At 63.1% G+C, this 25,593-nt stretch carries 28 protein-coding genes, 1 tRNA gene and 1 riboswitch; of the genes, 20 read left to right on the forward strand and 9 right to left on the reverse strand.

Annotation, left to right across the window (positions count from 1 at the left end; all coding sequences use genetic code 11):
* Nucleotides 1–7 precede the first annotated feature (7 nt).
* From P0D96_RS23160 to glyA, 7 genes are all read right to left on the reverse strand, one after another.
* Entirely contained in the window at nucleotides 8–436 is a 429-nt protein-coding gene (locus tag P0D96_RS23160) for a type IV pilin protein (protein ID WP_408315476.1), read from the reverse strand.
* A 10-nt stretch (nucleotides 437–446) separates the two neighbouring features.
* Entirely contained in the window at nucleotides 447–1,058 is a 612-nt protein-coding gene (locus P0D96_RS23165; protein WP_408178846.1) for a pilus assembly PilX family protein, read from the reverse strand.
* Nucleotides 1,055–1,867, reverse strand: coding sequence for a PilW family protein (locus tag P0D96_RS23170; RefSeq protein ID WP_408178847.1), 813 nt, complete (start codon nucleotides 1,865–1,867; stop codon nucleotides 1,055–1,057). The genes P0D96_RS23165 and P0D96_RS23170 overlap by 4 nt, the downstream gene beginning before the upstream one ends.
* Nucleotides 1,864–2,310, reverse strand: a complete 447-nt coding sequence (locus P0D96_RS23175; protein ID WP_408178848.1) for a type IV pilus modification PilV family protein — start codon at nucleotides 2,308–2,310, stop codon at nucleotides 1,864–1,866. The genes P0D96_RS23170 and P0D96_RS23175 overlap by 4 nt, the downstream gene beginning before the upstream one ends.
* Nucleotides 2,307–2,867 (reverse strand): GspH/FimT family pseudopilin, encoded by a 561-nt coding sequence (locus P0D96_RS23180; RefSeq protein ID WP_408178849.1) that lies wholly within the window; start codon nucleotides 2,865–2,867, stop codon nucleotides 2,307–2,309. Before P0D96_RS23180 ends, P0D96_RS23175 begins: the two co-directional genes overlap by 4 nt.
* A 204-nt stretch (nucleotides 2,868–3,071) precedes the next feature.
* Nucleotides 3,072–3,554, reverse strand: a complete 483-nt coding sequence (gene nrdR / locus P0D96_RS23185) for a transcriptional regulator NrdR (protein ID WP_132375973.1) — start codon at nucleotides 3,552–3,554, stop codon at nucleotides 3,072–3,074.
* A gap of 6 nt (nucleotides 3,555–3,560) precedes the next feature.
* The gene (gene glyA / locus P0D96_RS23190; protein ID WP_408178850.1) at nucleotides 3,561–4,808 is read right to left on the reverse strand and encodes a serine hydroxymethyltransferase; all 1,248 of its coding nucleotides are present in this window, start codon (nucleotides 4,806–4,808) and stop codon (nucleotides 3,561–3,563) included.
* Nucleotides 4,809–4,974: 166 nt separating this feature from the next.
* Nucleotides 4,975–5,083: riboswitch (ZMP/ZTP riboswitch) on the reverse strand.
* Nucleotides 5,084–5,324: 241 nt separating this feature from the next.
* On the opposite strand from glyA, the gene ydfG reads away from it, so the two are divergent.
* From ydfG to P0D96_RS23245, 11 genes are all read left to right on the forward strand, one after another.
* Nucleotides 5,325–6,071: a bifunctional NADP-dependent 3-hydroxy acid dehydrogenase/3-hydroxypropionate dehydrogenase YdfG gene (ydfG, locus tag P0D96_RS23195; RefSeq protein WP_132375975.1), complete on the forward strand. Its 747-nt coding sequence runs from the start codon at nucleotides 5,325–5,327 to the stop codon at nucleotides 6,069–6,071.
* Nucleotides 6,072–6,142: 71 nt separating this feature from the next.
* Nucleotides 6,143–6,622, forward strand: a complete 480-nt coding sequence (gene ybgC, locus P0D96_RS23200; protein ID WP_408178851.1) for a tol-pal system-associated acyl-CoA thioesterase — start codon at nucleotides 6,143–6,145, stop codon at nucleotides 6,620–6,622.
* Nucleotides 6,623–6,777: 155 nt separating this feature from the next.
* Nucleotides 6,778–7,455: a protein TolQ gene (gene tolQ / locus P0D96_RS23205; RefSeq protein WP_012431821.1), complete on the forward strand. Its 678-nt coding sequence runs from the start codon at nucleotides 6,778–6,780 to the stop codon at nucleotides 7,453–7,455.
* A 10-nt stretch (nucleotides 7,456–7,465) separates the two neighbouring features.
* Nucleotides 7,466–7,912, forward strand: coding sequence for a protein TolR (tolR, locus tag P0D96_RS23210; RefSeq protein WP_012431820.1), 447 nt, complete (start codon nucleotides 7,466–7,468; stop codon nucleotides 7,910–7,912).
* Nucleotides 7,909–8,928, forward strand: coding sequence for a cell envelope integrity protein TolA (gene tolA, locus P0D96_RS23215; RefSeq protein WP_408178852.1), 1,020 nt, complete (start codon nucleotides 7,909–7,911; stop codon nucleotides 8,926–8,928). The genes tolR and tolA overlap by 4 nt, the downstream gene beginning before the upstream one ends.
* A gap of 139 nt (nucleotides 8,929–9,067) precedes the next feature.
* A complete protein-coding gene (tolB, locus tag P0D96_RS23220) occupies nucleotides 9,068–10,360 on the forward strand; it encodes a Tol-Pal system beta propeller repeat protein TolB (RefSeq protein WP_408283376.1) in 1,293 nt (430 codons plus the stop codon).
* Nucleotides 10,361–10,392: 32 nt separating this feature from the next.
* Nucleotides 10,393–10,902, forward strand: coding sequence for a peptidoglycan-associated lipoprotein Pal (pal, locus tag P0D96_RS23225; protein ID WP_120297782.1), 510 nt, complete (start codon nucleotides 10,393–10,395; stop codon nucleotides 10,900–10,902).
* 19 nt (nucleotides 10,903–10,921) lie between these two features.
* Entirely contained in the window at nucleotides 10,922–11,671 is a 750-nt protein-coding gene (gene ybgF, locus P0D96_RS23230) for a tol-pal system protein YbgF (protein WP_132375979.1), read from the forward strand.
* Nucleotides 11,672–11,854: 183 nt separating this feature from the next.
* Nucleotides 11,855–11,930: transfer RNA gene (locus P0D96_RS23235), tRNA-Lys, on the forward strand.
* A 409-nt stretch (nucleotides 11,931–12,339) separates the two neighbouring features.
* Nucleotides 12,340–12,798 (forward strand): hypothetical protein, encoded by a 459-nt coding sequence (locus P0D96_RS23240; protein WP_408283381.1) that lies wholly within the window; start codon nucleotides 12,340–12,342, stop codon nucleotides 12,796–12,798.
* A gap of 234 nt (nucleotides 12,799–13,032) precedes the next feature.
* On the forward strand, nucleotides 13,033–13,845 hold the full coding sequence (locus tag P0D96_RS23245) for a mechanosensitive ion channel family protein (protein ID WP_408178854.1): 813 nt from the start codon (nucleotides 13,033–13,035) through the stop codon (nucleotides 13,843–13,845).
* A gap of 132 nt (nucleotides 13,846–13,977) precedes the next feature.
* Here the strand turns inward: P0D96_RS23245 and P0D96_RS23250 are convergent, their stop codons facing one another.
* Nucleotides 13,978–14,649 carry a DedA family protein gene (locus tag P0D96_RS23250; RefSeq protein ID WP_132375981.1) on the reverse strand — a complete coding sequence of 224 codons (672 nt, stop codon included), beginning with the start codon at nucleotides 14,647–14,649 and terminating at the stop codon, nucleotides 13,978–13,980.
* A gap of 206 nt (nucleotides 14,650–14,855) precedes the next feature.
* On the opposite strand from P0D96_RS23250, the gene mutL reads away from it, so the two are divergent.
* Complete coding sequence (gene mutL, locus P0D96_RS23255) at nucleotides 14,856–16,913, forward strand: DNA mismatch repair endonuclease MutL (RefSeq protein WP_408178855.1); 2,058 nt, start codon at nucleotides 14,856–14,858, stop codon at nucleotides 16,911–16,913.
* A gap of 33 nt (nucleotides 16,914–16,946) precedes the next feature.
* Nucleotides 16,947–17,894 (forward strand): tRNA (adenosine(37)-N6)-dimethylallyltransferase MiaA, encoded by a 948-nt coding sequence (gene miaA / locus P0D96_RS23260; RefSeq protein WP_408178856.1) that lies wholly within the window; start codon nucleotides 16,947–16,949, stop codon nucleotides 17,892–17,894.
* Nucleotides 17,895–17,957: 63 nt separating this feature from the next.
* Here miaA and purM read toward each other — a convergent pair whose 3' ends face one another.
* Nucleotides 17,958–19,025, reverse strand: a complete 1,068-nt coding sequence (purM, locus tag P0D96_RS23265; protein ID WP_408178857.1) for a phosphoribosylformylglycinamidine cyclo-ligase — start codon at nucleotides 19,023–19,025, stop codon at nucleotides 17,958–17,960.
* Between the two features lie 110 nt (nucleotides 19,026–19,135).
* Here purM and P0D96_RS23270 point away from each other — a divergent pair, with 110 nt between their 5' ends.
* The 7 genes from P0D96_RS23270 to panB all read left to right on the forward strand — a co-directional run bounded on the left by P0D96_RS23270 (nucleotide 19,136) and on the right by panB (nucleotide 25,440).
* Nucleotides 19,136–20,212, forward strand: coding sequence for an AI-2E family transporter (locus P0D96_RS23270; protein ID WP_408178858.1), 1,077 nt, complete (start codon nucleotides 19,136–19,138; stop codon nucleotides 20,210–20,212).
* 73 nt (nucleotides 20,213–20,285) lie between these two features.
* On the forward strand, nucleotides 20,286–21,056 hold the full coding sequence (gene hda, locus P0D96_RS23275; RefSeq protein WP_132375986.1) for a DnaA regulatory inactivator Hda: 771 nt from the start codon (nucleotides 20,286–20,288) through the stop codon (nucleotides 21,054–21,056).
* Entirely contained in the window at nucleotides 21,049–21,735 is a 687-nt protein-coding gene (locus P0D96_RS23280) for a histidinol-phosphatase (protein ID WP_132375987.1), read from the forward strand. The genes hda and P0D96_RS23280 overlap by 8 nt, the downstream gene beginning before the upstream one ends.
* Nucleotides 21,732–23,315, forward strand: a complete 1,584-nt coding sequence (gene pcnB / locus P0D96_RS23285; RefSeq protein ID WP_408178860.1) for a polynucleotide adenylyltransferase PcnB — start codon at nucleotides 21,732–21,734, stop codon at nucleotides 23,313–23,315. The genes P0D96_RS23280 and pcnB overlap by 4 nt, the downstream gene beginning before the upstream one ends.
* A 48-nt stretch (nucleotides 23,316–23,363) precedes the next feature.
* Nucleotides 23,364–23,909, forward strand: coding sequence for a 2-amino-4-hydroxy-6-hydroxymethyldihydropteridine diphosphokinase (gene folK, locus P0D96_RS23290; protein WP_132375989.1), 546 nt, complete (start codon nucleotides 23,364–23,366; stop codon nucleotides 23,907–23,909).
* Nucleotides 23,906–24,586 carry a deoxynucleoside kinase gene (locus tag P0D96_RS23295; protein ID WP_408315481.1) on the forward strand — a complete coding sequence of 227 codons (681 nt, stop codon included), beginning with the start codon at nucleotides 23,906–23,908 and terminating at the stop codon, nucleotides 24,584–24,586. Before folK ends, P0D96_RS23295 begins: the two co-directional genes overlap by 4 nt.
* Before the next feature lie 38 nt (nucleotides 24,587–24,624).
* Entirely contained in the window at nucleotides 24,625–25,440 is an 816-nt protein-coding gene (panB, locus tag P0D96_RS23300) for a 3-methyl-2-oxobutanoate hydroxymethyltransferase (RefSeq protein ID WP_132375991.1), read from the forward strand.
* The last annotated feature ends 153 nt before the right edge of the window (nucleotides 25,441–25,593 follow it).

Raw genomic sequence — 25,593 nt, forward strand, 5'->3', positions numbered from 1 at the left:
CGACTCGCTAGCTTGTATTCCAGCAGTCGCCGATAAGGGACGTCGAACCGCTTGCCCCGTTTTTGTTGCCGCGTAATCCTGTCGCATCGAGCGTGAAAATGCCGCATGTGTCGTCGCGCATCGGGCCGGATTCGTTCGGCGTTGCCTCGATCGCATAGCCACCGTTCGTATCGTCCGCGGGCAGCACATGCAGGCGATAGACAGGCGTGCCGAATTGCGGCGCCTGATCGAGGCCGGGGGGCAATGTCGGCGCGCTGTCGCTTGCCGCTCCTTCGACGAATTGGGCCGCGCGATAGAGCGCGGACGCCGCGTCGATTCGATGAGTTCGCGCAATATGGCTGCGATACGAAGGCACGGCAAAGACGGCCAGCGTAGCGGCGATCGCTAGCGTAATCATCAACTCGAGCAGCGTGAACGCGGATGCATGCGGCTTCATGTCGCCTCCGTCAAAAAGGTCTGGCGGCAACGCGTCGCCAATGACGTTCGATTTTCTGTCCGTCGATCACCAGTTCCATTTGCAGCCATACCTGCGACTCGCTGACGCGGCCGAAGCCGCGCGAAGTCAATAAATACGCCCGAGCATCGGCACGAGTGGCTAGACGCCAGGCCTCGATCAGACATTGCGGCGCGCGCAGCGAGCCGGGCCATTGCGCCACCGGCGTAACGGCGCCTGCTTCGAATGCGGCTGCGAGTTTCCAATGTGTCGGCTCACCGGCTGCGACCGGCGTCGGCGCTCCGGACTGCGCGCTTGCAGCCGCGATGACACTGCGTGCGCATAAGTTCAGCGCCGAATCCGCGGCGTGAAAGGCCTGCAAATAGTCGCGGACGTTGGTCGTGCCGCGCGCTGCTGCGAGCGAGGTTTCGAACCATGCTGCGGAAGTGACCAACATCATTGTTGAAATCAGCAGGACGATCGGCAGGACCAAGCCGCGTTGGCGAGCGCGTGACACATTGCGACCCGTTCGGCTTGGGCCTGACAAGATTGCCGGGTCATCGTGGCATCTAACGCACTTCCCGTCCGCGCAGCTCGGCTGCATTTCCCTTCGTCGTTTTGTCACAGCGAATCCTCCACGTGGTTGCGTATCGCCACACGCCGCGAGAACGCCTGACGCGGCCGCGAGTCGGCGGCGAGAGCGCTCACGCCGTCGCAATCGACATAGCGCGCACGCTGTTGTCCCTGTGGCGCGCCGCGCACGAGAACACAGAGATCGACGGCGACGATCTTCGCCCATTGATCAGCCATCACGGCCGACGCGTCGATTGCGGCCAACCCGCCGGCCAACCAGTACTTGATCCGCAAGCGTTCGACGCCTTCGACCAGCGGTTGAGCGGACCCCGTCTTGCCGTTGCCCTCGCAGTAAAGCTCCGGCTCGCCGGTCGAACCGCTTGCTCTCGCGAAGTACCGGTTGACGACCAGCACGCCCTGGTCGCCGAGTGCCGCGTTGCTGCCAGTCACGGCCTGGCCGAGGCAGTCGGTCGTTTGTCCGCTGGTCGATGGCCATGTGGAGATGTTGTCGCCCACGTAGCGGACCGCGACACCGTCCGAGTGGCTGGGCAAGGTCTCGCAAGCGAGGCTATCGTCCGCGCCGGTCGGGCGGCCGCCCGAGCATCCGAACATCGGCGCGGGACTGTTGTATCGTGCGACGTCCGCGGGCACGAAGCCTGCCATTTGCAGTTGCTGGCCAATCAGCGTCAGCGCTGTCAGACCGGCCTCGCGAATCCGCATCGCATCGCTCGCGTGCTCGAACGCGCTCCGCTGCGTCGTATAGAGCGAGACTGCACCCGCAGTCACCAGTAGCCCCAGCGCCATAGCGATTACGAATTCGATCAGGGTGTGGCCGTAAGCAGGATTCGAACGCCGCATCATTTTGCAAACGCCAGCGCCACGCATGAAGAGCCAACCGGAAGATCCGCTCCGCCGCAGGACGCGGGCTTGTCGATGACATCGTCGGAATGCGGCATGTCGCGTAGTGATGTCCATGTCACGCGAGCAGCCGACACACCACCGTTGTCTCCCACCGAGGCTTCGCCATGCGGCAAGAGTACCGTGGCCCGTGCGCCCCATTGCCTGATTGCGGAGTCGCCAGCGGAGGGTGCGCTCATCGCTTCCGCGACGGAATCCGCGATCCAGGCAGCATGTTCGCGCATGGACATCGCGCGGGCTTCGCGTGCGGTCCACAACTGACCGGCGATCAAACCTAGTGCGGTGACCGCCATCAACGCGACCGCCAGCATGACCTCGATCAATGAACTGCCGCGACACTTCGACTCGCTGCGGCGCGAGTGCCGGCTCTGCGAATATCGGCTCATGACGCCGCTCCGCATGCACCCTCGACAATGCGCGCGCGGCCGCCCGCCGCGATACGAATGCAACGTCGCCACTTGTCCCCTTGCGTCGCCCTGGACGGCGCACGCGGCGCGATATCAAAACTGCGAAAGGTGCCGATCAATTGCCCCGCCGGCGGCGTAAACGTGAGATTCGTCTGCGTGCCGACGATGCTCACGGCCGCAAGCAGCGGTTGCGCACGCAATAGCGATAGCGTGCCGCCTCGTTCGGCCAGGACGGCCCAGCCGCACGACCAGTCAGCGACGCCATTGCCGCACGGCTGACCCGCGGCAAGACAATGCCGCGCGGCGTCGATCCGGCACACGGTGACGCGTGCGCCTCGGCGTAACGCCTCACTGCGCGCATAAGCGAGCGTCGACGCAAGCGCCTTTGCGCGGGCGTCGACCTGGTCGCGTACGTACCACGCTACGAACGACGGCGTGGCCATCACAGCGATGACAGCCAGCAGCGCGACCACGGCCAGCGTTTCGACAAGCGTAAAGCCGCGGCATCGCGGCGGACGGACTGCATTTCGATTCATCTGCATCCCTGATCGATTCGAAGAATGCAGTCAATCTAGCGATTTGCAAATCGCCCAACAATCGGCCGAATGGCCAGGTAGCACTCAGACGCTATCCCGCGCAAGAATGCACGCGACGAACCATAACGGCAGCGGGGGATACAGATGCGCGAAACAACGCGGGAGAAAACGGCGACTCAAACGCGACGCGAGATGCGACTACGTTCAGCGTTTGCGGGGGGGCTTGGGAGGAGAAGAGGCGCGGCGAAATTCTTCGATCACGTCTTCGAATTCGGAGACGTCTTCGAAACGCCGGTAGACGGAAGCGAAACGAACGTAGGCAATGGTATCGAGCGCACGCAACTCGTTCATCACGAGTTCGCCGAGACGCTCGCTGCGCACTTCGCGCTCGCCGCTGCCGAGCAACAGATACTCGATGCGGGCGACCGCCGCGTCGATCGCGTCCGCTGCCACCGGGCGCTTGCGCAGCGCCAGTTGCATGCTCGCGACGATCTTGCGACGGTCGAATTCGGTGCGGCTGCCATCCTTCTTGACGACCGACGGCAACGCCAGCTCGACCCGCTCATATGTCGTAAAACGTTTGTCGCAGGCCGGGCAGCGGCGGCGCCGGCGAATCGTCGCGCCGTCTTCGGATACGCGCGAGTCGACCACTTGCGTATCGGCGTGACGGCAGAAGGGGCAATGCATGGCGGCTTAGCGGTAAACCGGGAAGCGCTGGGTCAGCTCAGCGACTTGCCCGCGCACACGTTCGATCGTGGCCGCGTCTTCCGGGTTGTCCAGCACATCGGCGATCAGGTTACCCACCTGCTCCGCTTCCTTCACGCCAAAGCCGCGCGTGGTCATGGCCGGCGAGCCGAGACGCACGCCACTCGTCACAAACGGCTTTTCCGGATCATTCGGGATCGCGTTCTTGTTGACGGTGATGTGAGCGGCGCCCAGCGCGGCTTCAGCAACCTTGCCGGTGATCTTCTTCGCACGCAGGTCAACGAGCATCACGTGGCTTTCGGTGCGGCCCGACACGATGCGCAAACCACGCTTGACCAGCGTCTCAGCCAGCACGCGCGCGTTTTCGACGACTTGCTGCTGATAGGCCTTGAACTCCGGCGACAGCGCTTCCTTGAACGCGACAGCCTTGCCGGCGATCACGTGCATCAACGGACCGCCTTGAATGCCCGGAAAGATTGCCGAATTGATCTGCTTTTCGAACTCGGCCTTCATCAGGATCACGCCGCCGCGCGGGCCGCGCAGGCTCTTGTGCGTGGTGGTGGTAACGAAATCGGCGTGCGGCACTGGATTCGGATAGACACCCGCGGCGATCAGGCCGGCGTAATGCGCCATGTCGACCATGAAGTACGCGCCGACCGACTTGGCGATCTTCGACAGGCGTTCGAAATCGATACGCAGCGCGAACGCGGAGGCGCCCGCCACGATCAGCTTCGGCTTGTGTTCCTGAGCGAGCTTCTCCGCGGCGTCGTAGTCGATGTCTTCGGCTTCGTTCAGGCCGTAGCTGACCACGTTGAACCACTTGCCCGACATGTTGACCGGCGAACCGTGCGTGAGGTGGCCACCATGCGCGAGGCTCATGCCCATGATCGTGTCGCCCGGCTTGAGCATGGCGAAGAACACGCCCTGGTTGGCTTGCGAGCCGGAGTTCGGCTGCACGTTGGCGGCTTCGGCGCCGAACAGTTGCTTCACACGGTCGATCGCCAGCTGCTCGGCGACGTCGACGTACTCGCAGCCGCCGTAGTAGCGCTTGCCCGGATACCCTTCAGCGTACTTGTTCGTGAGTTGCGAGCCTTGTGCAGCCATGACAGCCGGGCTCGTGTAGTTTTCCGACGCGATCAGCTCGATATGCTCTTCCTGACGGCGGTTTTCCTGCTCGATGACCTTCCAGAGTTCAGGATCGACGTTGGCGATGGTGCTTTGGGCTCTGTCAAACATACGGATTCCGTTGAATGTGTTCAGGTTAACCGGATCGTGCGCCGAATCTTGCGTAGAGGGTACGCAGCGCTGCTGGCGGCTGGGCCAGCCCTGACGTGGCGGATGGAGAGTCGCCGCACACGCGAGGCAGGACAGCCACCGTCAGCGCAGATCAATGCGCGCGGATCACGGCTGCCCAGGCGAACGGCAAAACGGCACCCTGCGCTTCACGGTGGGTTGTTCCACCTTGAACCCGGTTGCTTGAACCGGTTCTATCGCCAGTCACGCAGGGATGAGCGCGTTAGTTTATTGGAAGAGGATCGAATAGGCAACCAGCTTCCGGCCGCTGCCGCAGGCGCTCGCCGGGCGGCCCGCAGCGCCCTCTTGCGCGGCGCGCAAACATCTGAGGAAAGTCTTGCGAAAACCCGCGGCGCGTCCCTGCCACGGCCACTCGTACGGCTGGTTCATCCTTGCCGCAGCGCCGCAATGGAAGTAGGCTTGGGGCCTTTCTCTCTTATCAGCCTGGGAACCACTGCAATGATCGTGTTCGTCACCGGAGCGTCCGCGGGATTCGGCGCCGCCATCGCTCGCGCCTTCGTCAAAGGCGGCCATCGCGTCGTCGCCACCGCACGCCGCAAGGACCGCCTGCAAGAACTCGCCGACGAACTCGGCGACGCACTTCTGCCGTACGAACTCGACGTCCGCGACCGCGCCGCCGTCGAAGCCGTACCGGCCTCGCTGCCGGCCGATTTCGCCGCAGTCGACGTGCTGGTCAACAATGCCGGCCTCGCACTCGGCATCGAACCGGCGCAAAAAGCGAGTCTCGACGAATGGAACACCATGATCGAGACCAACTGCACCGGACTCGTTCAAGTCACCCACGCGCTCCTGCCCGGCATGGTGGAGCGCAATCGCGGCCACATTTTCAATCTCGGCTCGGCGGCCGGCAGCTGGCCCTACGCGGGCGGCAACGTGTACGGCGCCACCAAAGCGTTCGTGCATCAGTTCAGCCTGAATCTGCGCGCCGATGTCGCCGGCACCGCGCTGCGGGTGACGAACGTCGAACCGGGCCTGTGCGGTGGTACCGAGTTCTCGAACGTGCGCTTTCGCGGCGACGATGAAAAGGCCGGCAAAATGTACGAAAACGTGCAGCCGCTGACGCCCGAAGACATCGCCGACTCGATCTACTGGATCGCCACGCGCCCGGCGCACGTCAACATCAATACGATCGAACTGATGCCGGTGGCTCAATCGTTCTCCGCTTTGTCCGTTCATCGCGGCTGAAAAACGCGGCTGAGGGCCGCCGGACGGGGCACACATCTTGAAACAGACCTAGGGGTGTGCGTTCCGGTAAAATGCGCCGCATGAATATGTCGACCAGCCAGCCCGGCGCGGAAATCGGCTACACGTGGCCGATTCGCGTGTACTACGAAGATACCGACGCCGGCGGCATCGTGTTTTACGCGAACTACCTGAAGTTTTTCGAACGGGCGCGCACCGAATGGCTGCGCGCGTGCGGCGTCGACCAGAATCGGCTCGCGGACGAAACGGGCGCGATTTTCATCGTCCGCAGCACCGCGGTCGATTATCGGGCGCCGGCCCGGCTCGACGACGTGGTCAACGTGGTCAGCCGGATCGAGCGGCTCGGCAGAGCGTCGGTCGATTTCGCGCAGGAAGCGTGGCGGGACGGCACGCTGCTTGCTACCGGGTCCATCCGGGTCGGCTGCGTGGACCGGATTACGCTGCGGCCGGCCGCGATTCCTCCGCCGGTTCTCGCCGCCTTGCGGCGCGGGCCGGGCGTGAGCGAGCCCGGCGTGTCAACGGACAATGACTGAACCCCGTTGTTACGGGGCCAGTGAACTCGTAACGATCAAGCAACACAAAGCATGGTTCGGCTTGCAATATCGCCGATGCTTCCGTTTTGCTCACGGCAAGCTTCGAGCGGCCTTGCAGCCGGACGCCCCCTTCCGGGACGTTAAAACGAACCTTTATGAACACTACACAAGATCTGTCGATCGTTTCACTCGTACTCAACGCGAGCCTGCTGGCGCAGGCTGTCATGGCTCTGCTGCTGTTGCTGTCGCTGCTGTCCTGGACTTTCATCTTCCGCAAGTGGTTTGCGATCCGCCGGGCGCGCGCGCAAACTGAGCGTTTCGAACGCGATTTCTGGTCGGGCGGCGACCTGCAGGCGCTTTATCAAAGTGCGGCGAACAACCGTCACACCATCGGCGCGCTGGAACGGATTTTCGAGTCCGGCATGCGCGAATTCCTGAAAGGCAAGGAAAAGCGCCTGAACGATTCGGGCGCGATTCTCGACGGCGCACGGCGGGCCATGCGTGCCGCGTTCCAGCGTGAAATGGACGTGCTGGAAGCCAACCTCGCGTTTCTCGCGTCGGTCGGCTCGGTCAGCCCGTATATCGGTCTGTTCGGCACGGTGTGGGGGATCATGAATGCGTTCCGCGGCCTCGCCAATGTGCAGCAGGCCACGCTGGCCAACGTCGCGCCGGGCATCGCCGAAGCGCTGACCGCCACCGCGATCGGCCTGTTCGCCGCGATTCCGGCCGTGGTTGCCTACAACCGCTACGCGCACGATATCGACCGTCTGGCAATCCGCTTCGAGACTTTCATCGAAGAGTTCTCGAATATCCTGCAGCGTCAGGCACAGTAAGGAGTCCACGATGGCAGGCTCTCGCTCCTCCAGCATGCGCGGCAGCCGCTCGCGCCGCGCGATGGCCGACATCAACGTCGTGCCGTATATCGACGTGATGCTCGTGCTGCTCGTGATCTTCATGGTGACCGCGCCGCTCGTGGCCCCGTCGATCGTCAATCTGCCGACCGTCGGCGGCGCGGCGCCGCAGCAGCAAACGCCGCCCGTGATCGTGAACATTCGCGCGGACGGCAACATGAGCGTCAAGTACAAGGACGATTCGGGTGCGCAGCAGCAGGAGAACATGACGAAAGCCGATCTGAACGGCTTTATCGCCGACCGTGCACAGTCGCATCCTGACCAGCCCGTCGTGATCGCCGCCGACAAGACCGTCAAGTACGAAGTCGTGATGAACGTGATGTCCGAACTGAAAGCTCGCGGCGTCAAGCGCGTTGGATTGCTCGTCAAATCGCAATGATCCGCAAGAATTCCGAATACCCGCTCCAGCCACCGCGTGAACGCGGCACCGGGCGAGCCTTTGTGTTTGCGCTGGTGATGCACGCGCTGCTCGGGTTCTTCCTGTATCACGGCATTCAGTGGCAAAACAGTACGCCCGAAGGCGCGGAAGCGGAACTGTGGACCGAAGTGCCGGATACGGCGATCCCGCGTCCCGTTCCGCCGCCGCCCGTGCCGGTGGCCCCTCCTCCGCCGGTGCGAGACGAACAGGCCGACATCGCGCTGCAGGAAAAGAAGCGCCAGCAACAGGAGGCGGCTCGCCAGGCCCAGTTGGCTGAACAGCAGCGTCAGCAGAAGCTGCAGGCGCAACAGGAAGCCGAAGCGAAGCGTCAGCAGCAACTGGCGGCCGACCAGGCAGCGCAGCTCGCCGCGCAGAAGGCTGCGGCAGCCAAGCAGAAGCAGCAGCAACAGCAGCAGGCCGACAAGCTGAAGCAGCAGCAATTGGCCGACCAGCAAAAGCAGCAGCAGTTGAAGGAACAGCAGCAGGAACAGCAGAAGCAAGCCGAGGCTGAAGCGCAGAAGAAGGCCGATGCGCAGAAAGCGGCGAAGGCCAAGGCGCAAGCCGACGCCGCGGCGCAGGCGAAGAAAGTGGATGCGGAACGTCGCGCACGTCTTGCGCAGATGCAGGGCCTCGCGACCGGCGGCACCGGCTCGACGACCAGCGATGGTCTCGGCAAGAGCGGCACGGGCAGCGGCTCGGGTGGCACGGCGACATCGCCGGGGTACTCGGACAAGGTGCGTCGTGCGGTACGCCCGAATATCTCGTGGGGCGGCGAAACGAGCGGTCTGGAGACGGTGGTCTCCGTGCGCTGTTCACCAACGGGCACCTTGCTGGGCGCAACGATTTCGCGCAGCAGCGGCAACGCTGCGTGGGACGACGCCGCACTGCGGGCCGTCCAACGTACCGATCCGATGCCACAGGACATCAATGGCAAGACACCGACCAACTTCCTGATTACGTTGCGCCCGGCCGGTTGAGTCCAGTAGTTTGACAGTCAGTTGACAGCAGACGCCGCGCCCCGCCCACCGGGGCGTGCTCGGGAACGAATCAGTTCTTTTCGGGTCTGTCTGCTGTCTTGAAGCGTTAGTAAAACCGTTTTTGGGGAATCCATACAGCATGAGTTTGATGACCAAGCTAGGCCTGCGGACACTTGTAGCGTCGTGCCTGATCGCCGTCGGCGGCGCCGCCCACGCACAACTCAACGTCCTCGTGACAGGCGTCGGGTCCACCCAGTTTCCGATCGCAACGGCGAATTTCGCCAATGAAGCGAACTCGCCGCAACAGGTCAGCACGATCGTGCGCCAGGACCTGCAACGCAGCGGCAAATTCACGAACATCGACGCGGGCTCCACGCCGATTTCCGAAACCGATTCCGTCGACCTCGGCAGCTGGAAGGCCAAGGGGGCCAACGCATTCGTGTCGGGCAGCGTGAACCGCCTGCCGAACGGCCAGTACGAAGTGCGCTTCAAGCTGTACGACACCGTCAAGGGCGAAAGCCTCGGCGGCCTCGTGCTGGTGAGCCCGGAAAGCGGCTTGCGCATGAGCGCGCACAAGGTCGCGGACTACATCTACGCGAAGCTGGTGGGCGGCCGCGGCGTGTTCGCCACGCGCCTGTCGTACGTCATCAAGACGGGCGGCCGTTATCAATTGCAGATCTCCGATTCGGACGGCCAGGACGCGCACATCGCGCTGTCGAGCCCCGAGCCGATCATCTCGCCGGCATGGTCGCCTGACGGCACCAAGGTCGCTTACGTTTCGTTCGAAAAGAAGAAGCCGATCGTCTACATCCACGATCTGCCTACGGGCCGTCGCGTGGTCGTTTCGGACCAGAAGGGCAATAACAGTGCGCCGGCGTGGTCGCCGGATGGACGCACGCTGGCCGTCGCGCTTTCGCGCACCGGCAACACGCAGATTTTCGCCGTCAATGCGGACGGCAGCGGCCTGCGCCGTCTCACGCAAGGTAGCTCGATCGACACCGAACCGTGCTTCTCGCCTGACGGCCAGTCGATCTATTTCACCAGCGACCGTGGCGGCCAGCCGCAGATTTACAAGATGTCAGCGCAGGGCGAAAGCGCCGGCGCCGCTCAGCGCGTCACGTTCACGGGCAGCTACAACACCAGTCCGCGCGTGAGCCCGGACGGCAAACAGCTCGCTTACATCTCGCGCGTCGGCGGCGGGTTCAAGCTTTATATTCAGGACCTGCAGGGCAACACCGCCACAGGCCTGACGGACACGACACATGACGAATCGCCGAGCTTCGCGGCGAACGGTCAGTACATTCTTTACGCCACACAGGTGAACGGCCGTGGCGTGTTGGCCGCAGTATCGACCGACGGTCGCACTCGGCAGGTCCTGTCCGTTCAGGGTGGCAGCGTACGCGAGCCGTCCTGGGGCCCGTTTATGCAATAACGTTGATGCAATAACACAAGGAGAGTACTCAAATGATGTCAAAACTTCGCTTCGCTTTCGCCGTATTGATGCTTGGTGCGCTGGCCGCATGTCACTCGGGCGTCAAGCTCGACGAAAACGCTAACAAGGGTGGCGCAGTCTCGACGCAGCCGAACCCGACCGATGTCGCACAGGTCAATGTCGACCCGCTGAACGATCCGAACAGCCCGCTCGCCAAGCGCAGCATTTACTTCGACTTCGACAGCTACTCGGTCAAGGACGACTATCAGTCGCTGCTGCAACAACACGCGCAGTACCTGAAGAGCCATCCGCAACGCCACGTCCTGATCCAGGGCAACACCGACGAACGCGGCACCAGCGAGTACAACCTGGCACTCGGCCAGAAGCGTGCTGAAGCTGTGCGCCGTTCGCTGTCGCTGATGGGCGTGACGGACTCGCAAATGGAAGCCGTGAGCCTCGGCAAGGAAAAGCCGCAAGCTACCGGTCATGACGAATCGTCGTGGGCACAGAACCGCCGCGCCGACCTCGTGTACCAACAGTAAGTAACGGGTGATGAGCCGAATGACGCATCGTTTCTCCTGGCTGCGGTTTGCCGCAGCGGCCTGCGTCGCAGGCACGGCCTTCGCGGCTGTGCCCGCGCATGCGGGCATCTTCGACGACGATCAGGCCCGTCAGGCCATTCTCGATCTGCGTTCGAAGACCGATAGCCTGTCGAGTCAGTTGTCGGCCGCGCAGCGCACGATCCTCGATCAGTCCAACCGTCTCGACCAGTTGAACCAGCAGGTCGCTACGCTGCGTGGGCAGAACGAGGACATGGCCAACCAGCTCGCCACGGTGCAAAAGCAGCAAAAGGACTACTACACCGATCTGGACACGCGTCTGAAGAAATTCGAGCCGCAGCAGCAGACGGTGGACGGCGTCCAGGGCGAGGTGCAGCCGGGTGAGACCGATTCGTTCAACGCGGCTTCGCAGCAGTTCCGCAACGGCGACTTCAAGAATGCGGCGGCGTCGTTCCGCACCTTCATCTCCAAGTTCCCGAACAGCCCTTACCAGCCGACCGCGCAGTACTGGCTCGGCAACGCGCTGTATGCTCTGCGCGACTACAAGGGTTCGACGGCGACCTGGCAGGGTGTGGTGCAGAAATATCCGCAGCATCCGCGGGCGCCGGAAGCGCTGCTGGCAATTGCGAACAATCAGCTCGAGCAAGGTCAGAAGGCTGCGGCCAAGAAGACACTGGAGCAGATCGTCGCGCAATACGGCGGCTCGGACGTCGCGCAGTCGGCCCAGAGCAAGCTGTCGCAGATCAAGTAGTTCATACTGGTTGAGTAGCTGGCAGTAACGCGCAGTGTCCGACGTCATAGCCACGCGCGCCTCTCGCTGGAAAGCCCGGGTAGTGATGCCCGGGCTTTTCACTATCTGAAGTGCTGATAGCTCGGATGGCCGTGATGGGTTGACAGCGCGCCGCGGCTATCGCTATAATTTCGCTTCTCTTTTGGGTCGTTAGCTCAGCTGGTAGAGCAGCGGACTTTTAATCCGTTGGTCACAGGTTCGAATCCCGTACGGCCTACCAAAAGATTCAAGGGCTTGCACGCGTTTGCGTGCGAGCCCTTTTCTTTTTGCGGTTCGGCTTAAGTGATGCGTCCACGCGTGGCGCCGCTGCCGTCACCGGCAAATGTGGCTTTTCACGCCGGCTCCTTCTGCACTTCCCCTTCTCGCGCGCATCAACACCCAAACTCGCGCAAGAACGCCCGCAAAAATTTATATCACAGCCGCATATAATTGCCGATCAGCGGCTGCCCGCTTTCCTGCGGAAATCTTCGCGTACGCAGACATCTTTTTTGACGACCGCAGATTTTTCCCACAACACTCGCCACGATTTCACACAACGCGATCAGCATTTTCCAGCGTCCAATCTGACCGGCACAAACAGGAAACAACGGACACCGAACAGAACATTTATTGAGACATAAAGACGTGCAATGATCGCCGCCGATTCAGCGAAACCCGCTGCGACTCTGCGTGAGCAGACGCTTTGGCAACGCCGCAGCCCCCTGCGCTTTCATTCCACCGATATGACCAATTTTCTGTTCGACCTGTTCTCGAACCTGGCTTTGCTTGCCTTGGTGCTGGCCGCATCTCATCTGTGCAACCGCCTCATCCCCGGCGCTTCGCTCAACGGTTCGCACATATTCGCCGCATTGGCATCGGTTGCACTCCTGCTCGATGCCGCGCTGACCTTTCTGGTGTTCGCCGACTCGCAGAACCGCTACGGCCAGTTCAGCACATCAACTGCGTTCTTCGAGCGCGGCTGCGCGTACCTGCTTGCGATCATCGCCGCTTTCACGTGGCGTCGTGTCGCGCGGGGCGCGAAAGTCGGGGCCGGCAAAGCGCTCGTCGTCCACACGTCTCCGTATTCGAAATCGAACCTGCCGATGTAAGGCACGGCAAGCGCCATCGCGTCGAACGCGTCCGCCGAATCGCCTGCTTTTCCCGCCAGACAAGCCATATGAGCAACGGGAACGCTCCTTGCGAATGCCCGCGCCGTCGCCTATAACTTCCGAAGACCGAGTGTTACCCCGAGTTACCGCTTGCGCCCGTCGCCGGGCATTTGCCGCTGTATTGCACCACCGCTGTTCAATCAGTCGAAGGCAACTCACCCAACGAGGAACATCTTGGATCTCGAAACCGTACGCGTCTTCATCATGACCCGAGGCATCGACCTCGGCACCAAGGTCGTCGGGGCGATCGTTCTGTGGATCGTCGGCCGTTGGCTCATCGGCCTGATCACCGGCTTACTGCGCAAGGTGCTGGCGCGTAACGGCCGGGTCGATCCCACGCTAGCGCATTATCTCGGCTCGATTCTCGGCGCGCTGCTGAACCTGCTGCTGATACTCGCGATCCTGCAGGTGTTCGGTGTGCAGACGACGTCGTTCGCCGCACTGCTCGCCGGCTTCGGCCTCGCCATCGGCACCGCTTGGGGCGGCCTGCTTGGCCACTTCGCGGCGGGTGTATTCATGCAAGTGCTGCGACCGTTCAAGGTCGGCGATTTCGTCACCGCGGGCGGTGTCACCGGCACGGTTTCGGAGTTGGGGCTGTTCGGCACGACCATCGTGACGCCGGACAACGTAACGACCATCGTCGGCAACAACAAGATCTTTTCCGACACGATCTCGAACTACAGCATCCTGCCGGTGCGGCGTGTCGAGCTGACGGCGAAAATCGCCAACGGCGTCGATCCAACGGATGCGATGAACCGGTTGAAGGCCGCCGTCATGCAGATTCCGAATGTGGCCGAGAGTCCCGCGCCGGACATCGAAGTGCTAAGCTTCACGCCGGAAGGCCCCCTGCTTTGCGTGCGGCCTTACGCGCACAATGAGCACTACTGGCAGGTCTACTTCGACACCAATCGCGCGATCATCCAGACGTTCAAGGAAGCCGGCTACCCGACGCCGGAAACGCCGCTGGCGCCGCGTGCGGTGACCTGAGCATCGTCGTGCGACGCGGATTGCTCGCGTCGTCGATTGTTAAATCCACGAGATTCAGAAGTACCAAACGAAAACGGCGTCGCGAGATTCGCGACGCCGTTTTTTCATCTGGCTAGCTGTGCGATAAAAACGTCAGTGGCTACCCGGATTTGACGCGTTCTTACGCATCATCTTCCATACCGCGCCAAGCACGACGGGCACGATGGCCGCGCCGATACCCACCAGCACGATCACATTCAGATACTGACGGATAAACGGAATGTTGCCGAAGAAGTAGCCGAGCAGCGTCAGCAGCAACACCCAGAAAAACGCGCCGGCAAAGTTGAACAACTGAAACCGGCTCACCGTCATTTCCGATGCACCCGCAACGAACGGGGCGAAGGTCCGCACCACCGGAATAAAACGCGCGAGCACAATGGTTTTGCCGCCATGCTTCTCATAGAAGTTGTGCGTCTTCTGCAGCGCGCTGCGATCGAGAAAGCGTTCGAGAAAAGGAATGTGCGAATTGAACACCCGCGGCCCGATGGCTCGCCCGATCATATAGTTCACGGTATTGCCGCCGATGGCGGCCACGAGCAGCAACACGATCAGCAAACCAATATTCATCTCGCCGGTCGCGCAAAAAGCACCGCCGATGAACAGAAGCGAATCGCCTGGCAGAAACGGCAGAATGACGAGCCCGGTTTCGCAGAACACGATCAGAAACAGCACCGCGTAGACCCAGGCGCCGTACACGTGAATAAAGTCTCCGAGGAACTTGTCGATGTGCAAGACAAGGTTGACGAAATGTAGCAACGTGTCCAAAGAGAATCCTTTATTAAGCGAATGTGACGGTGGCGGAAACGGCCGTATCAACAGGCCTGTTTGCGATGGCGGCAAGCCCTCACTCGCCGCCGGAAATTGACCGCGTCATGATACAGAAAGTGCCCCGCTACAATTAAAAAACTCCCGCGTTGGGGTGCGCTTGCCCGCGCTACAGGCTTGTCGCGCCGAATCGCTATAATTTCGCCATGTCCGAATTCTCCGAAACGCCTGCCGGCCTCGACGCCGCGGCCGCGATTTCCGCCGCCGCGCCCGCCCCACGCCCGTTACGCGCGATCCAGCCCCTTCCCGATCAGTTGATCAGCCAGATCGCCGCCGGCGAAGTGGTCGAGCGGCCGGCCTCGGTCGTCAAGGAACTGCTGGAAAATGCACTCGATGCGGGCGCGCAGTCGCTGCGCATCCTGCTCGACGAAGGCGGCGTCAAGCGCATCTCGATCACCGACGACGGCTGCGGCATCCCCGAGAACGAACTCGTGCTGGCGCTGATGCGCCACGCCACCAGCAAAATCCGCTCGCTTGCCGAACTGGAAGCGGTTGCTACGCTGGGTTTCCGCGGCGAGGCGCTGGCCTCGATCGCCTCGGTCGCGCAGATGACCATCACGAGCCGCACGGCCGACGCGGCGCACGCGGTGCGCGTCGACGCGGAAACCGGCGTGCTGAGCCCCGCAGCCGGCACTCAGGGCACCACGATCGAAGTCCGCGAGTTGTACTTCAATACGCCGGCGCGCCGCAAGTTTCTGAAGAGCGAGCAGACCGAACTCGGCCATTGTCTCGAACAGATTCGCCGCGCGGCGCTGGCGCGGCCGGATGTCGCGATTTCGGTGCTGCATAACGGCAAGGCGGTCGAGCACTGGAACGCCAGCGAGCCGCCGGTGCGGGTTGCGAAGATTCTCGGCGAGACGTTCGCGACGGCCCACCTGCCGCTCGACGAATCCGCCGGACCGCTTGCCGTCTACGGTTGCGCGGGCCTGCCGACCGCGAGCCGCGGACGTGCCGATCAGCAGTATTTTTTCGTCAACGGCCGCTTTGTGCGCGACAAGCTGCTCACGCACGCCGTGCGCGCCGCTTATGAAGATGTCTTGCATGGCGAGCGCTATCCGTCCTACGTGCTGTTCCTCGATCTGCCGCCTGAAGCGGTCGATGTGAACGTGCATCCATCGAAGATCGAAGTGCGGTTCCGCGATTCGCGCTCGATCCACCAGTTCGTCTTTCACGCCGTGCAGCGCGCCCTGGCGCGGCATGCGGGCGCATCGCCGGAAACGACGGCGGGCGGGCATGCGGCGCATCTGGAGCCGTCCGTCGGTGGACCGGCTTCGTTTGGCGCAACGCCGCTGGGTGGCGCGGGCGTCGGCGGTGCCAGCTTTGGTGCGGGCAGCGGTGCAAGCGGCACCGGCGGCGGCTTTGGTGGTGCATCAGGCGGCAGCTTCGCAGCGTCGTCGCAGCCCGGCAATACCTGGATGCGCCAGGCGCGCATGACGCAAGGTACGCTGCCGGTCGCGCAACCGCTCGCGTTTTACGACGCGCTCTTCGGCCGCAAAGACACCAACGCCGGCACAGCGGAAGGCGCCACGCTCTTCGAGGCGCGCGATTCGGCTGCCGAATCGCCATCGCCGTACAACACGTCCGCGCCCTACCCGGCTCCCGCTTTTCATGCCGCCGACGAACAGCCGCTCGGCTTCGCACTCGGCCAGATCCACGGCATCTATGTGCTGGCGCAGAACGCGCACGGTCTGGTGATCGTCGACATGCACGCGGCACACGAACGCATTCTGTACGAGCAGTTCAAAAACGCGTTGGCCGATCGCACGATTGCCGTGCAACCGCTGCTGATCCCGCAATCGATGCAGGCCGACCCGGTCGAGATCGGCACGGTGGAAGAAGAGCGCGACACGCTCGACGCGCTCGGCTTCGACCTCGCCGTACTGTCGCCGACCACGCTCGCGATCCGCGCCGTCCCGGCGCTGCTGAAAGACGCCGATCTGCAGGTGCTGGCGCGCGCGGTCCTCTCCGACCTGCATGCGTTCGGCGGCTCGCGCGTGTTGACCGAACGTCAGCACGAACTGCTCGGCACGCTCGCCTGCCATCACGCGGTGCGCGCGAACCGGCGTCTGACGCTCGATGAAATGAACGCGCTGCTGCGTCAGATGGAAGCCACCGAGCGCGCCGATCAATGCAATCACGGGCGTCCCACGTGGTACCAGTTGACGCTGTCCGATCTCGATCGGTTGTTCATGCGTGGTCAGTGACGTGACGCTGTTTCGACGGGCGCCCGCTTGCCCATGACTTCACGCCTAGCCACGGTTGTTCCGTGCCTGCTCGGCCCGACCGCATCCGGCAAAACCGCTGCCGCACTGGCGCTCGCCGCGCGGCGCCCGGTGGAAATCATCAGTGTCGATTCGGCGCTGGTCTATCGCGAGATGGATATCGGCACGGCCAAACCGACCGCTGAAGAACGCGCGGTGGCGCCGCATCATCTGATCGATATCGTCGATCCGACCGACGCCTATTCCGCCGCGCAATTTCGCGCCGACACCTTGCGGCTGACTGGCGAGATCCATGTGCGCGGGCGTCTGCCGCTGCTGGTCGGCGGCACCATGCTGTACTACAAGGCGCTCACGCAAGGGCTCAACGATTTGCCCGCCGCCGACGCAGACGTGCGCGCCACGCTAGATGCCGACGCCGCACGCGAAGGCTGGCCTGCCCTGCACGCGCGGCTTGCCTCGATCGATCCCGTGACGGCTGCGCGCCTCGCGCCGAACGATTCGCAGCGGATTCAGCGGGCGCTCGAGGTTTTCATGCTGACCGGACAGACCATGTCCGCTTTGCTGGCCGAGCCCGCTCGACAGGACGACGCTGCGGCCGCGTGGCGCTTCGTGCCGATTACGCTGGAGCCGTCCGAGCGCAGCGTGCTCCATGCGCGCATCGAGAAGCGCTTCGATGCGATGCTGGCCGGCGGTTTCGTCGATGAAGTGGTGAAGTTGCGCGAACGCGGCGATTTATCGCCCGAGATGCCGTCCATGCGTTGCGTGGGCTACCGGCAGGTCTGGGAGTATCTGGATGGCGCCGTCGACTATTCGACCATGCGCGACAAGGGCGTCTTCGCGACGCGGCAGTTATGCAAGCGGCAGCTCACATGGCTGCGCAGCATGACAGAGCGTGTAGTGGTGGATTGCTGCGATCCGCACGCGACGGCGCGGGTGCTTGAAGCGATTGAAGCGTTGCTTTGAAATTGTGAAGCTTTGAACTCGCGCGGCGCCAACCATCGCACACCGCGCGGGTCCCAACAGCCTTTAGACCACGACAGTCTGAGCTTCACCGGCCGCGCTTTCGCGAATCACGCCGATCTTCCAGACTTGCTCACCGGCAGCCGACAGCAGACCGACCGCAGCCTCAGCATCCGCAGCGGACACGATCACGGCCATGCCGATACCGCAGTTGAACACCCGGTGCATTTCCGCATCCGCCACGCCGCCGTGCTTTTGCAGCCACGAGAACAGCGGCGGCAACGGCCAGCCGCGATGATCCAACTCAGCCGTCAGGCCTTCACGCAGCACGCGCGGAATATTCTCGACGAGGCCACCACCGGTGATGTGCGCCATGCCCTTGACAGCGATCTGCTGCATCAGCGCCAGCAGCGGCTTCACGTAAATGTGCGTGGGCGCCATCAGCGCGTCGGCGAGCGACCGGCCGTCGAAATCCGCGTTCAGATCAGGCTGCGCGCGCTCGATGATTTTGCGCACCAGCGAAAAACCGTTCGAATGGATGCCGCTCGAAGCCAGACCCAGCACAATGTCGCCCGGAGCGATGGTGCTGCCGTCGATAATCTTGCTCTTTTCCACCGCACCGACCGCGAAACCGGCCAGATCGTACTCGCCGTCCGGGTACATGCCCGGCATTTCCGCCGTCTCGCCGCCGATCAGCGCGCAGCCCGACAGTTCGCAGCCATGCGCGATGCCCTTGACAACCGTTGCCGCCGTGCCCACATCCAGCTTGCCACAGGCGAAATAGTCGAGGAAGAACAGCGGCTCGGCGCCCTGCACGAGAATGTCGTTCACGCTCATCGCGACCAGATCCTGGCCGACGGTGTCGTGTTTGTTCAGCTGAAAAGCGAGACGCAGCTTGGTGCCGACGCCGTCCGTGCCGGACACCAGCACCGGCTCCTTGTACTTCTTCGGCACTTCGAACAGCGCGCCGAACCCGCCGATGCCACCCAGCACGCCGTCGCGCATCGTCTTTTTGGCAAAGGGCTTGATCGCGTCGACAAGGGCGTCGCCCGCGTCGATGTCCACGCCGGCGTCGCGATACGACAGACCTTGGGCCGAATCAGTTGAATTCGGGGCGGATTTCGGTTGATTCATGGGGAAGAGCTCGAAGGTCGGTAAAATGCGATTTTACCCGATGCCGGCCGACTGGCTGGAATTTGCATCATCCTTAATGATCCGGTCGCGACGACACCTGGGAAACAACCTTGCAAGAGAACTCCTCGATTCTGACGCCGGTTCAGCGGCGCGCCTTCATCTGGCTGGCTATCGCGCTGGGCGTCGGCATTCTGCTGTGGCTGCTGAGTCCGGTCCTCACGCCGTTTCTGCTCGGCGCGATTCTCGCGTACATTCTGCAACCGGGCGTCACGTGGATGGTGCGCCGGCGCGTGCCGCGCGGTCTCGCCGCCTTGCTGATGATGCTGCTCTTCACGCTGCTGATGACGCTGCTGGTGCTGCTGGTGCTCGCCGTCATCCAGAAAGAAGGGCCGCAGTTGCGGCAGCAGGTCCCCGTGCTATTCACGCACGTGAACGCCTGGCTGCAACCCAAGCTCGCCATGCTGGGACTCGCCGATTCACTCGATTTCGCCAGCATCCGCGATCTCGTGATGGGGCAACTGGAAGGCAGCGCGCAGACCGTGGCGCTGTATGCGTGGACCTCCATCCGCACGAGCGGCAATGTGATGATGACGCTGGTCGGCAACGTGGTGATGGTGCCGCTCGTGCTGTTCTACCTGCTGTACGACTGGAACCGCATGCTCGCCCGCGTGCAGATCGTGGTGCCGCGCCGCTGGCTCGACAAGACGCTGCAGCTCGCGCACGACATGGACCAGATGCTGTCGCAATACCTGCGCGGCCAGTTACTCGTGATGGGCGTGCTCGCCGCGTACTATGCGATTGCGCTGAGCCTCGCGCGCTTCGAGATCGCGTTGCCGGTCGGTATTTTCACGGGACTCGCGGTGTTCATCCCGTACATTGGTTTTGCCACCGGCCTCGCGCTGGCGCTGCTCGCGGCGCTGCTGCAATTCGGCGACTGGTACGGCTTCGGCGCGGTGGCGGTGATTTACGGTGTCGGCCAGATCCTCGAGAGCTTTTTTCTCACGCCGCGCCTTGTCGGTGAACGGATCGGCCTGCACCCGCTCGCGGTGATTTTCGCGTTGCTCGCGTTCGGGCAGTTGTTCGGCTTTTTCGGCGTATTGCTGGCGTTGCCGGTCAGCGCGATTCTGTCGGTCGCCATGCGCGAGTTGCGGCAAAGCTATCTGACGAGCACGCTTTATAACAACTGATTGCTCTTTGACTATTTCGGCCCGTTCTGCGGGCCATTTGCGGCCCAAGCCTCATTTTCGGCATTCACCTACTGTGCTTCGTCAACTGACGCTCGATCTCGGCACCCCGCCGCCATCGACATTCGACAATTTCTTCGCCGGTGCCAACGCGGAGCTGGTCACGCGCTTGCGCGAGCTCGAGAACGCGCTCGCCGCCGGGCCGGTCGCCGATCGCACGTTCTACATCTGGGGTGAGTCCGGCAGCGGCCGCACGCACCTGTTGCAGGCGCTCGTGCACGAAGCGTCGCCGGGGCACGCGCGTTTCGCCGGCCCGCAGAGCAGTCTCGCCGCCTTCAGCTTCGACCCGCGCGTCGCGCTCTATGCAATCGACGATTGCGACGGCCTGTCGGCCGCGCAGCAGATCGCCGTCTTCAACCTGTTCAACGAAGTGCGCGCGCATCCCACCAGCGCGCTGGTCGCCGCGGGCAACGCGCCGCCCATCGGCATGACGGTGCGCGAGGATCTGCGCACGCGCCTCGGCTGGGGACTCGTGTTCCATCTCGCGCCGCTGCCGGACGAAGGCAAGGCCGCAGTGCTGAAACACGCGGCGCGCGAGCGCGGCATCATGCTCGCCGACGACGTGCCGGCCTACCTGCTCACGCATTTTCGCCGCGACATGCCGAGTCTGATGGCGCTGCTCGACGCGCTCGACCGCTTCTCGCTCGAACAGAAACGCGCGGTCACGCTGCCGCTGTTGCGTACCATGCTGGCTTCGCCGGACGCCGAAGAACGGCGCGCTGTGCCGACCTCAGCGGCCTCATCCGCGTCATCCGCCGCTTCAAGTAAAATAGGCCCCCATGGCTAACCTCGCACTCTTCGACCTCGACCACACGCTCATCCCCACCGACAGCGACCACGAATGGGGCCGCTTCATGGTGAAACACGGCATGGTCGACGCCGAAAATTTCGCCCGTGAAAACGACCGCTTTTTCGCCGACTACAAAGCCGGCAGGCTCGACATTCACGCCTATCTGATCGCCATGCTCACGCCGCTGTCGAAGTACACGCGCGCGCAGCTGGCCGACTTCCACGCGCAGTACATGCACGAAGTCATCAAGCCGGCGATTTTCCCCGTCGCGCTCGAACTGGTGAAGCAGCACCGCGAAGCGGGCGACCTGTGTTGCGTGGTCACCGCCACCAACGAATTCATCACCCGCCCGATCGCTCAGGCATTCGGCGTCGACACGCTGATCGCCTGCGAAGCGGAAACCGTCGACGGCGAGCCGCATTCGCCGTACACCGGCCGCCCCACCGGCACGCCGAGCTACAAGGAAGGCAAGATCGTGCGCACCGAAGCATGGCTCGCCTCGCTCGGCAAGACGTGGAGCGACTTCGAGCGCAGCTATTTCTATAGCGATTCGCACAACGACATTCCGCTGCTCGAAAAAGTCACGGACCCGATCGCGACCAATCCGGACGACACATTGCGCGCCCATGCGCAGGCCAAAGGCTGGCGCATCCTCGAACTCTTTCAACCCTCGTGATCAAAAAACTTATCCGCAAGCTATTCGGCCAGGACTCGGCGCCCGCTGACGACAGCCTGCCCGCCGAAGCCGAAGCAGACGAAACCGGCAGCGCACCGGCGCGCGCATCGTCAAGTGCCAGCAAGGCGCGCCGCAAACCCGCCCGCGCGCCCGTCAAGACCGTGCGTGACCCAGACGTGCCGGTCATCATTCCGCACGACGTGCACGGCATCGACCAGGCGCTGATCTCGAGGAACGCGATTCGCGTGACCGAAGGTCTGCAACAGGCGGGGCACCGCGCGTTCATCGTCGGCGGCGCTGTGCGCGATCTGCTGCTCGGCATCAAGCCGAAAGACTTCGACGTCGCCACCGACGCCACGCCCGAGCAGGTGCAGAAGCTGTTCCGCCGCGCGCGCATCATCGGCCGCCGGTTTCAGATCGTGCATGTGCAGTTCGGCCAGGAAATCATCGAGACCTCGACGTTTCGCGCACTGGTCGATCCGCCCGCGGCAGACGCGCCTCCGGCCCGTCGCCTGAAACGCGACGAACTCGACCGCCGCACGCACGCGGTGGACGCAAGCGGCCGCGTGTTGCGCGACAACGTGTGGGGCGAGCAGCACGAAGACGCCACGCGCCGCGACTTCACGATCAACGCGATGTACTACGATCCGGCCACGCAAACCGTGCTGGACTATCACAACGGCATGGCCGACATGCGCGCGCGTCTGTTGCGCATGATCGGCGACCCGGCCACGCGGTATCGCGAAGATCCGGTGCGTATGCTGCGCGTGGTGCGTTTCGCGGCGAAGCTCGACTTCGAGATCGAGGACAGCACGCGCGAGCCGATCGCCAACATGGCCGATCTGATCAACAACGTGCCCGCCGCGCGTCTCTTCGACGAGATGCTCAAGCTGATGCTGTCGGGGCATGCGCTCGCGTGTTTGAAACGCCTGCGCCAGGAAGGCCTGCATCATGGCCTGCTGCCCTTGCTCGACGTGGTGCTCGAGCAACCTATCGGCGAGAAGTTCATCACGTTGGCCCTGAACAACACGGATGCCCGCGTGCGCGCCGGCAAGCCGGTGTCGCCGGGCTTCCTGTTCGCCACGCTGTTGTGGCACGACGTGCAGCAGCGCTGGCAAAAATTTGAAGCGAACGGCGAATATCCGGTACCCGCACTGCATCGCGCGATGGACGACGTCCTCGACATGCAGACGGAGAAACTCGCGATCCACAAGCGCTTCTCGTCGGATATGCGCGAGATCTGGGGCCTGCAGTTGCGCCTCGAAAAACGCTCCGGAAGAAGTGCGCTGAAGCTGCTGGAACACCAAAGATTTAGAGCGGGGTATGATTTCCTCCTGTTGCGCTGCGAATCGGGCGAACTCGATGAGTCGGTCGGTGCGTGGTGGACGGAGTTCATTGAAGGAGACATCGCCGCACGTGAGGCATTGCTCACGCAAGGCGGGAAGGACCGAAGCCCCAGAAAACGACGGCGGCGCAGCAGTGGCGCCAGAAACCGCAAGCCGGGGGACGGATTGGAGGGCGGTACGCCAGCCGAACGCACAGCCGACGACGCGAGCCATGACGGCCCGCACGAAGACTGACCTAGCGTTCGCTGTTGCCGTCGAACGAAAGTTGCAGGAAGTTATGCCATGACGGTTGCTTATCTCGGCCTCGGCGCGAATCTCGGGGACGCGCGCCAGACCCTGAAAGACGCGGTGGTGTGCCTCGCACAACAGCACACCATCACCGTGCTCGCCAAGTCGAGCCTGTATCGCACTGCCCCGATCGACGCGGGCGGTGACGATTATTTCAACTGCGTCGTGAAGATCGATACGACGCTCCCCGTGCGGCATCTGCTTGCGCTGTGCCACAAGATCGAGCATCAGTTCGGCCGCGAGCGGCCGTTTCGCAATGCCCCGCGCACGCTCGATCTGGACATTCTGCTGTTCGGCGATCAATCGATCGACGAAGCCGATCTGATCGTGCCGCATCCACGTTTGATCGAACGCGCTTTCGCGCTGGTGCCGCTCATCGAGATCGACCCCACGCTGGTCATCCCGCAACATGGCCGCGCCGAAGCGCTGCTCAGCGGCGTGAGCGATCAGCGCATCGAGAAGGTGAAGGGGCCTTGCCAGTGTCCTATGCTCAATGCATTGGCCGCCGAGAGCACGCCACCCAAAGGCCGCTGCGAATGAATTCAACGCCGCTCACCGTCACGGCGCCGCAACTGCGGCCTCCGTTCGGCTATCTCGCGATCGAAGGGCCGATCGGCGTCGGCAAGACGTCGCTCGCACGCCGCCTCGCGCAGCGCTGGTCGATGCACGAACTGTTCGAACGGCCGCAGGACAATCCTTTCCTCGAACGCTTTTATCGCGACACCGCGCGTTACGCGTTGCCCACGCAACTGCACTTTGCCTTGCAGCGCGCGCAGCAGGCGCAGGACGTGAGCGCGGCGCACTTGTCGGGCACGCCGCTGATCGCCGATTTCATGACGCAGAAGAACGACATCTTCGCGCGTCTGACGCTACAGGAAGACGAGTGGCAGTTGTATCGCGCGCTTGCCGCGCGGATCGACGTCAACGCGCCGGCGCCCGACTTCGTGGTCTATCTGCAGGCGAGTCCCGAGGTGCTGTTCGCGCGCATCCAGAAGCGTGCGGTGCCAATGGAACTGCAGATTTCCGACGCGTATTTGCACGCGCTGTGCGACGCGTACAACGAGTTTTTCTATCACTACGACCGCACGCCCGTGCTGACGGTCAACGCCGAACACCTCAATCTGCTCGACTCGGACGCGGACCTTGCGCTGCTCGCCGAACGCATCGAAACCATGCGCGGCCGCAAGGAGTTCTTTGTCAAGGGCACGTCGCTGTAAGCGGCGCCGCCACCTCTCTTTTCTCAACGGATTGACCCATGACCTATTTGCAGGAAGCGAGCCGGAACGCCATCACCGTGCCGAAACTGCAGGCAATGCGCGATGCCGGCGAAAAAATCGCCATGCTCACCTGCTACGACGCGAGCTTTGCCGCGCTGCTGGATCGCGCGGGCGTCGACGTGCTGTTGATCGGCGACTCGCTCGGCAACGTGCTGCAAGGCCAGACGACCACCCTGCCCGTGGCGCTCGCCGACATCGCGTATCACACGGCTAGCGTGGCGCGTGCGCGGCCCGCGGCGCTGATCGTGGCCGACTTGCCGTTCGGCACCTACGGCACGCCGGAAGACGCCTTCAGAAGCTCGGTGGAGTTGATGCGCGCCGGCGCGCAGATGGTGAAGCTCGAAGGCGGCGAATGGCTCGCGGACACGGTGCGCTTCCTGGTGGAACGTTCGATTCCCGTATGCGCGCACGTCGGTCTGACGCCGCAATCCGTGCATGCGTTCGGCGGCTTCAAGGTGCAGGGCAAAACCGAGGCGGGCGCGACGCAGTTGATGCGCGACTCGCTCGCCGTGCAGCAGGCCGGCGCGCAGTTGATCGTGATGGAAGCGATTCCGACGCTGCTCGCAAGCGACGTGACGAAACAGTTGCGCATTCCGACGATCGGCATCGGCGCGGGCGTGGATTGTTCGGGTCAGGTGCTGGTGCTGCACGACATGCTGGGCATTTTCCCCGGCAAACGGCCGCGCTTCGTGAAGGATTTCATGCAAGGGCAGCCAAGTATTCTGGCGGCCGTGGAAGCGTACGTGTCTGCGGTGAAGGACGGTTCGTTTCCTGGGCCGGAGCACACGTTCTGAGTTTCAAGCGATAGAGAATGCGGCGGAACGGGCGTCTTCGCGCCCGTTTTGAGACCGATCCGATATCGTATGCAAAGCTGGTTGTCTGTCTTCGTCTTCCTGTTAATGCGGCTTGGCCGCGAGCCGGGGAGAGACCACCCTGAGCCCATTTTG

This window comes from Paraburkholderia sp. RL17-347-BIC-D, from assembly GCF_046027915.1.
GTDB lineage: Bacteria > Pseudomonadota > Gammaproteobacteria > Burkholderiales > Burkholderiaceae > Paraburkholderia.

Excerpts from the sequence above, each read along its gene's own strand:
- P0D96_RS23160 (WP_408315476.1), bottom strand. The coding sequence starts at position 436 with ATGAAGCCGCATGCATCCGCGTTCACGCTGCTCGAGTTGATGATTACG.
- P0D96_RS23170 (WP_408178847.1), bottom strand. The coding sequence starts at position 1,867 with ATGATGCGGCGTTCGAATCCTGCTTACGGCCACACCCTGATCGAATTC.
- P0D96_RS23175 (WP_408178848.1), bottom strand. The coding sequence starts at position 2,310 with ATGAGCCGATATTCGCAGAGCCGGCACTCGCGCCGCAGCGAGTCGAAG.
- P0D96_RS23180 (WP_408178849.1), bottom strand. The coding sequence starts at position 2,867 with ATGAATCGAAATGCAGTCCGTCCGCCGCGATGCCGCGGCTTTACGCTT.
- nrdR (WP_132375973.1), bottom strand. The coding sequence starts at position 3,554 with ATGCATTGCCCCTTCTGCCGTCACGCCGATACGCAAGTGGTCGACTCG.
- glyA (WP_408178850.1), bottom strand. The coding sequence starts at position 4,808 with ATGTTTGACAGAGCCCAAAGCACCATCGCCAACGTCGATCCTGAACTC.
- ydfG (WP_132375975.1), top strand. The coding sequence starts at position 5,325 with ATGATCGTGTTCGTCACCGGAGCGTCCGCGGGATTCGGCGCCGCCATC.
- ybgC (WP_408178851.1), top strand. The coding sequence starts at position 6,143 with ATGCGCCGCATGAATATGTCGACCAGCCAGCCCGGCGCGGAAATCGGC.
- tolQ (WP_012431821.1), top strand. The coding sequence starts at position 6,778 with ATGAACACTACACAAGATCTGTCGATCGTTTCACTCGTACTCAACGCG.
- tolR (WP_012431820.1), top strand. The coding sequence starts at position 7,466 with ATGGCAGGCTCTCGCTCCTCCAGCATGCGCGGCAGCCGCTCGCGCCGC.
- tolA (WP_408178852.1), top strand. The coding sequence starts at position 7,909 with ATGATCCGCAAGAATTCCGAATACCCGCTCCAGCCACCGCGTGAACGC.
- tolB (WP_408283376.1), top strand. The coding sequence starts at position 9,068 with ATGAGTTTGATGACCAAGCTAGGCCTGCGGACACTTGTAGCGTCGTGC.
- pal (WP_120297782.1), top strand. The coding sequence starts at position 10,393 with ATGATGTCAAAACTTCGCTTCGCTTTCGCCGTATTGATGCTTGGTGCG.
- ybgF (WP_132375979.1), top strand. The coding sequence starts at position 10,922 with ATGACGCATCGTTTCTCCTGGCTGCGGTTTGCCGCAGCGGCCTGCGTC.
- P0D96_RS23240 (WP_408283381.1), top strand. The coding sequence starts at position 12,340 with ATGATCGCCGCCGATTCAGCGAAACCCGCTGCGACTCTGCGTGAGCAG.
- mutL (WP_408178855.1), top strand. The coding sequence starts at position 14,856 with ATGTCCGAATTCTCCGAAACGCCTGCCGGCCTCGACGCCGCGGCCGCG.
- miaA (WP_408178856.1), top strand. The coding sequence starts at position 16,947 with ATGACTTCACGCCTAGCCACGGTTGTTCCGTGCCTGCTCGGCCCGACC.
- purM (WP_408178857.1), bottom strand. The coding sequence starts at position 19,025 with ATGAATCAACCGAAATCCGCCCCGAATTCAACTGATTCGGCCCAAGGT.
- P0D96_RS23280 (WP_132375987.1), top strand. The coding sequence starts at position 21,049 with ATGGCTAACCTCGCACTCTTCGACCTCGACCACACGCTCATCCCCACC.
- folK (WP_132375989.1), top strand. The coding sequence starts at position 23,364 with ATGACGGTTGCTTATCTCGGCCTCGGCGCGAATCTCGGGGACGCGCGC.
- P0D96_RS23295 (WP_408315481.1), top strand. The coding sequence starts at position 23,906 with ATGAATTCAACGCCGCTCACCGTCACGGCGCCGCAACTGCGGCCTCCG.
- panB (WP_132375991.1), top strand. The coding sequence starts at position 24,625 with ATGACCTATTTGCAGGAAGCGAGCCGGAACGCCATCACCGTGCCGAAA.